At 66.0% G+C, this 7,208-nt stretch carries 1 protein-coding gene; it reads right to left on the reverse strand.

Going from position 1 to position 7,208, the window contains the following annotated elements; translation table 11 throughout:
• Positions 1–13: 13 nt before the first annotated feature.
• Entirely contained in the window at positions 14–7,120 is a 7,107-nt protein-coding gene (locus AC1RTA_RS09855) for a DUF4347 domain-containing protein (protein WP_492784623.1), read from the reverse strand.
• Positions 7,121–7,208: the final 88 nt, after the last annotated feature.

Raw genomic sequence — 7,208 nt, forward strand, 5'->3', positions numbered from 1 at the left:
AGGATCAGGTGCTTCAGGCGGCGCGGCGCACCCCGGCGCTGGCCCGGGCCGCCTGCAACAGGCCCTGGCGCTCCGCCGCCCGGGCGTGGCTGCCGGCGGCCCGTAGCTGCTCGGTGAGGCCGGGCTTGCCCATGGCGCCCTCGCCCACCCGCACCCGCAGGCGCTGGGTGGCGATATTGCCGTTCTGGTCCCGGGCGGTGATGACGATCTCCAGATCGCCCGCAAAGCCCAGGGGCGGCCGGCCGCGGAAGAGCCCCTTGCCGGCATCGAACTCGACCCAGGGCGGCAGGGCGCTGCCGTCCGCCATGCGCGCACTGAGCTGGATCACCGCGTCCACCTTGGTGTGGATGAAGGCATCGGCCGGAATGGTGACCTGGAAGGACTGGTCTGCAGGCAACTGCTGGTCGTCGATCACGGTACCCAGGCGCAGCGCCGACACTTCGCTGCCGCCGCCACTGCGCACCACCACCTGGAAGCCGTCGGCCCGGGTCAGGCCGTCTGTCGAGGACGAAGCTGCCGGCGTACGGAAATCTGCTCGCTCGGCGACGGGAAGGGCTGTTCCCGGCTGATGATAGCCCGGAATGCCGGCGTTGTTGCCGGGCATTTCAATGACCGGGGGCAGGCTACCGGGATTGCCGGCATGCCCCGTCGGATCGCCGGCAGGTTGGCCGCCAGGCCAGCCGCCCCCTGTGGAGCCGGGGCGCCCGCCCGGTTCGGCGGGGCCACCCGGCAGTCCACCGCCAGTGGTGGGAACGCCGGGCAGGCCTGGAGGCAAGCCGGACGGACCGCCTGGAACATCACCGCCTCCGGTGGGCGTACTCGGGGTTCCTCCCGGGTTGGCGGGCGTATCGGGGCGGACCGGCGGCACGCCCACCACCAGCAGGTTGAAGGTGGCCGATGCCGGATGGTAGCCGCCGTCGGAGGCGGTCACCCGGACGGAGATGCTGCCGATGTCCGTACCTGTCGGCGTGCCGGAGAAGGTGCGGGTGGCCGGATCAAAGCTGAGCCAAGAGGGCAAGGGCGAACCGTTGGCCAAGGTGGCACGGTAATTCAGGGTATCGCCGTCGCTATCGGAGAAAGTGCCGCCAGGCACGGTGAAACTGAAGGGAACCGACTCGGTGGCAGACGGCGCAGTGGGCGGCGCCGTCAGTTCCGGATCGGCATTGGTCACCAGCTTGAAGGCGGTATGGGCCGGGGCCGAGTCCAGGCTGCCATCGTTGGCGACGACCTGGAGGCGGATGTACTTGCCGATGTCGGCACCGCTGACTTTGTACTGGGCCAGGGTGGCGCCGTCGATGTCGCGCAGGTTGGTGCCGGCCGCATCGTCGGCGATCTGCCACTGGTAGCGGTAGGCCAGTTCTGACGGAGCGTTGTCCACGTCGCTCCAGGTCCCCTGGCCGGTGACGGTGCCGTTCTGGCGCAGGGTGCCGTCGCCGCGCAGGTCGCCGCTAATCTCGGGGGCCGTGACATTGACCGGAGCATCGTTCACCGGCGTGACGAAGATACGGATGTAGGCCATCTCCGAGGACTGCTGGGAATTCTGGAAGTAGTAATTGAAGGACTCGGCGCCGTACCAGTTGGCATCGGGCTGGTAGGTGAACTTGCCCTGGCTGAGGGTGGTTCCGGGCTGAAGCATGAGGTTGCCGTGCTCCAGGCGGTAGCCCGTGAGGTTGCCGTTGCCGTCCCGGATCTCCCGGTCGGGGCCGAAATTCAGCATCAGATCGGTCTGGCCGGGCACGGCCGTACCCAGGGTGTAGTGGGCGTTGGTCAGGTTGAGGTCGGTGACAAGGGTGGAGAGGTCCACCACGATGGGACTGGCCGGGTCTTCCGGAGTGATGTAGTTCTCGCTGTGGGCGGTGGGGATGCCCGGTACCACGGTGATGTCGGTACCCCGGGCGGTGGTGAGGCCGCTGCTGTCGGTGATGCTGAGGGTCAGGCGGTCATTCCCGGTTTCCACAGAATCCCGAGCCAGACCGGGCGTGTAGGCGACCCCGTTGGAAGCCCCCAGGGTGGCATTGATCTGGGCCAGGGTGCCCCGCAGGGTCACCAGGCCGCTGCCGTTGCCGCTGATGCTGCCGGCCCCGACGCCGCCGGCAATGGCGGCATTGATCGTGAAGCTGCCGTAGCGGTTGCCGCCACCCAGGTCTTTGCTGGAAAGGACCACGGTGACTAGGCCGGTCTCATCCACGTCGCTCACCGAGAGGCCGCGGATGTAGGTCGTGGCGCTGGGATCGGTGTTGGTCCGTTCGGTGACCACGGCGATGGGCGGCAGGCCGGCCACCGGGGCATCGTTCACCGGTCGCACATCCACCTGGGCTGCCTTGATGGCCAGGCTCTGGCCGTCGCTGAGGGAGAACTGGATGTTCCGGGTAGCTGCGGAAGGATTGTCCGAGGTGGAGTAGAAACCGATGCTGCGGGCCAGGGCCTGGACTCCCACCACGTCCGCGTCGGCATTGAGGCGAATGCGCAGGGGCTGGCCACCGCGGCCGTTCTCGACGCTGTCGATGGTGCCGATGACGGTGCCGTCGTAGAGCACGTTGCTGCCGTTGACGCTGATCAGGGTATCGCCGCTGGCGATGATGGAGAGACGGTCGGTGCCCTCGCCGTTGCCGTTGAGGGCCACCTGCAGATAGCCGCCGTTGAAGTTATCTTCCGGCGCCAGGACCCGAATGGCGCCGTCGATGACCATCGGTGCACCGTTCTCGGTGTAGACGGGATGGGCGGTGGCGGTATCGAACCACACCGGCTCGTACACGTTGGCCACATTGATGGTGAAGGTCTCGTCCCGGAACAGGCCGCCGCTGTCGGTGCTGCGGATGGTTACCGTATGGCTACGGGCGGTCTCGTAGTCGAGGCTGGCGCCGGGCTTGACCACCAGACGACCATTGGCGATGGCGAACTTGTCGGCATCGCCACCGACGATGGTGTAGGTATGGTAGTCGCCGCCATCCGCATCCGCCGTACCCAGGGTGCCGATGATGGTGCCGCCGGCGCTATTTTCCACCACGGTATTGCCGGACAGGGTGATATCCGTCGGCGTCTCGTTCACATCCAGCACCGGAATGGTGAAGGTCTTCTCGAAGGACAGCTCGTGCCCTGCCCCTTCACCGCCGCCGCTGTCGGTGACCTTGATGGTGACGGTGTGGGAGGTGGCGGTCTCGTAATCGAAGTTAGCCCCTGGGGCGACCTGCAGTTCCCAGCCACCGGCCCCGTTCTGCACCACCTTGAACTTGCCGTCGCTGTCGGCGTAGCTGCCGTCGGGCAGCTTGATCTGATAGGTGAAGTGGCTGTCGTCCACGTCGGCGGTGGAAAGGGGCGAAACTACCGTGCCAGGAGTACTGTTCTCGGTGACGGCAACGCCGGCGGTACGCACGCCGCCATCCCGCACCTGCCAGAGGAAGACCCCGGCCTGGCCGATGTTGCTCATGCTCGCCAGATTGGCCATCTGGGAAGTCATGGAGCCGTCGATCTCGGAGAAGGTGGCCCGGTCGCCGGCGGACCATCCTGCAGAGGTCCACGCCGAACCATGTTTGGCCCAGCCCACGTTCTCGTAGCGGAACTCGATGTCGAAGTCGCCGTTGCCCTTGTCCCACAGGCGAATCTGGAAAGCGTTGCCGACGTTCTTGATATTGGAGTACTCGCCCACGTCATCGTAGGTGATGGTCACCACCTTATTCACCGGATCCTTGTCCACATAGATGCGGTTGGAACCGGTGGAATTGCCGCCGTCGGCACCCCAGTTGGCGGTGGATTTTCCGCCCCGGGTGTCGAAGTCGAGGAACATGGGGGCAATGATGGGCACGGTGGACTGGCTGATGCCACTCGGCGCGTAGGAACTCATGCCCTGCCCGAAGGTGACGTAGCCATTCCAGCCGACGAAGAACTGGCCACCGCTGTAAGTGGTGCCGCAGAAATTGAAGCCGCCGGGGAAGATGTCGGAAACGTCGATGGCGGTGGAGCCGTCGTCGCCGGAAGGAATGACGATCTCGCCGAAGTTGGCGTTGTCGTAGCGGCCGTCCGTGCTGGTGCCGGGGTTCACCGGCCGCCCCAGACCGTCCACCAAATTGTGGCCGGGAGCCACGTTGGTGCTGCCCCAGGTGCCGCCGCTGGTGGTGGAGCCGAGCACGATGTTGGTCGGAGCATCGTTGGTGGCCTGGACCTGGACCTTGTAGGTGACGCCGCCCAGGTTGCTGCCGCCATTGGCCGTGCCGCCGTGGTCGTCCAGGCTGAACTGGACGCTGCGCTCGCCGACCACGGGGTTGTCGGAGGAATTGAAAAACTGGATGTTCTTCAAGACTGCCTCGATCGCCTCCCGCGTGACGCTGGCAGGATTCACCACGGGCGCCACATTGCTGGCGAAAGTGATGGTGACGGTTTTGCCGTCGTTGGTGGAGGACAGGATGCCTACCGTGACGCCGCCGTAGGTGATGGCGCCGGTGCCCTGGTTGATGGCGAAGCCCACCTGGCCGGTGCCGGTGCCCTCGTTGCGCAGGGTCAGCTGGTCGCCGGTCTGGCCGTTGGCAATGTTGATGGTGAGGACGGACCCTCCCAGGTTGCCGTTGAAGAGGTCGTCGCTGAGGGTCATGCCCGGCGCCACCAGCACCGGCACGTTGCCGTTGTTCTCCTTGTAGGTCACGTCCGGGCCGCCGCCCAGCACCGGCGCATCGTTGACTGCCGTCACATTCACCGTCACCTGGGCGGCCGCGGAAGTGGCGCCCAGGGTATCGGTGACGCGGAAACTGAAATTACCCAGGCCGGCGCCGGAGGCATTGGCGTTGGGGACGAAAATGACCCGGTGCGCACTGTTGGTGACCAGGCCGGCGGTGAGGATCAAGACACCCCGGCTGCCGTCTTCATTCACCTGGTAAAGCTGGCCGCCGCTAGGCAGGCTGGAAAGGGCGTACTGGCCGATGGCGTCGCCGTCGGCGTCGCTGGCACCCAGGGTGATGAGCTGGGCGCCGTCCTCCAGGGCCGTCACCGTCTGGGCCGTAGCCGTCGGCGCCGTATTGGCAACGGCACGATAGGCGGACCAGGCGGTGGTGCTCTGGTTGCCGCCGCTGCCGATACCGTCGTCGGTGGCGGTGACCTTGACCGAGAGATAACGTCCAAGCTCTCCTGCACCCAGCGTGTAAGTACTTCCAGTAGCGCCGCTGATGGCTGTGGCATTGGTGCCGGCTGCATCATCGGCCAGATACCACTGATAGGTGTAGGTGATGTTAGTCAGGCCATCCGGGTCTACCCAGGTACCGGGGCCTGCAGTAACGGTCTGGCCCGGGTGGACGACGCCACTAATGCTGGGAGCGGTCTGGTTGACCGGGGGGTCGTTTACCGAACCAACCGTGATGTCGGCCTGAGCCGATCCGGCACCACCGTCACTGCTCTGGGCAGAGACGGTCAGGGTGCGGGTGGACGGCGGTGCATCCTTGTTGATGGCATAGGTGATCTGGCGCGAAATGGCCGACAGGGTGGCATCGTTGATGGTGGGCGCCGCGGTCATCAGGCGGATGTTGTCCACATAGAGCTTGGCACCGACCGCACCACCACCGGTCTTGTCGTAAGTACCGCAGACGAACTCGAATTTATAGAGACCATCGGCGGCAAAGGTGAAGGTCTGGGTGGTCCACGGCTGGGTATCGCCGCGCTGGGCAAATAGCTGGGTGCGGACATCGTCGGCGGTGCCGAACTGGCCATCGGCGCCGGCAGCCAGCAGATAGCCGAACACTTCGTAGGCATCTGAACCGCCCTGCGCCTTCCAGTCCAGGGCCATCTGCTGGCCGGCGAAGCCGGTAAAGGCATCGCTGGTGACATAGGGGCCGTGCAGGGAGTTGTTGCCGTTGGGACGGTCCCCGGAATTCTGGGGCACGCTGCCGTCTGACGTCAGCACCAGGGCGTTGGAGCCGCTAGTCGCATCGCCGGAAGCGACGACAATCGAGTTACTGCCCAGAGAAGAGCCGGGAAGAAGATTGACGGTACCGGTACCGCTGACGCCGCCGCTGAAGGAGTAGTGGATGCTCTGGCCGTTGAGATTGAGCGGATAGGCCTGCAACGCTTTGGTCCAGCCGGGAAGGTCCACGGCTTCGAAGCTGCCGTTGGTGAACCCTTTATAGAAAACAATTTTTAGCGCCTTGCCGGCCTGGCCGTTCTCATAGGGATCCACCACGCCGATGGCCACCCGCCCGCTGCCATTACCTTGGTACACGGTACCGTTGTCGAACGAAATAGCTCCGTTGGCATTGGGAGTTGCAGAACTGACCATGGACAGCACATCGCCGGTCGTGCCATTGCCCACGGCAAAGCGCAGATAACCGCCCACATAGTCCCCGCCGTTGCTGAAGGTAATGTCGCTGTCGATGATGACCGCTGGCGCGTCCTCGGTGATGGTCCGATCATTCAGATTACCGATCACCGGAGTTCCCAGCAGCCCGGCATAAGCGTCGACCTGCAGGCCGGCAGTCTCGATGCTGCCCACCGTCGTTTCCAGATTCCAGTCGCCGCCCTTGGCCGCTGCGCCGGTGGCATCGCTGGATGCGGCCACGTCGGCACCGGTGTGCAGGGCCAGCTGCTTGAGGAAGTTCACGCCCAGTTCCCCCTGCCCCACATCGCAGCCGTAGAGCAGCAGGTCGCCGTCGGCCTTGAGGCCGGCGCCGATGGCCGCCAGGCTGGCCAGATAGGAGGACAGGTGGTCGCTGTCCAGGCTCGCCGTTCCCAGTTGGATCTTGCCGCTCTCGCCGTGGCCGACGAGATGGATGGCATCGATGTCATTGCGCCCCTGGAGGTAGTCGGCGATCTGCTGCAGGCCGTCCCGGCTGCTGTCCAGCAGCACCACCTCGAGGCCGGTGCCCAGGCCCGCCACCAGGGTTTGCCAGTCGCTGACGGCGCCATCGACGAACACCACTTCGCGGCGTCCGCCGTTGGCTGCGGGGTCGCCAGCGGCCAAGGCCCGGGGTCCGCCCGGCTCGGTCCGGACATCCACATCCCTGGCCGGCGCCACCGGTGCCGGGGTCTCCGGCACCTTGCACACCACCTTGGTGGAGCTCTCCCGGGCAGCCGCATCCTGGGCTGCCCGCTCGGCCGCAGCGGCAGCGGAGGCCGCCGCGTCCACGGCAGCACCGTCGAACATGACCCGGGCCTCCAGGGCCATGGGCGAGGGAGCGCGGCGCTTCAGGCGACGGGGGGAAGAAGGGGGAAGGGTGCGGTCGTTCATGGCG

Source organism: Azospira sp. MPR-E4, assembly GCF_058809645.1.

What these genes read in the sequence shown, in the direction of transcription:
- AC1RTA_RS09855 (WP_492784623.1), bottom strand. Translation starts at nt 7,120, where the DNA reads ATGTTCGACGGTGCTGCCGTGGACGCGGCGGCCTCCGCTGCCGCTGCG.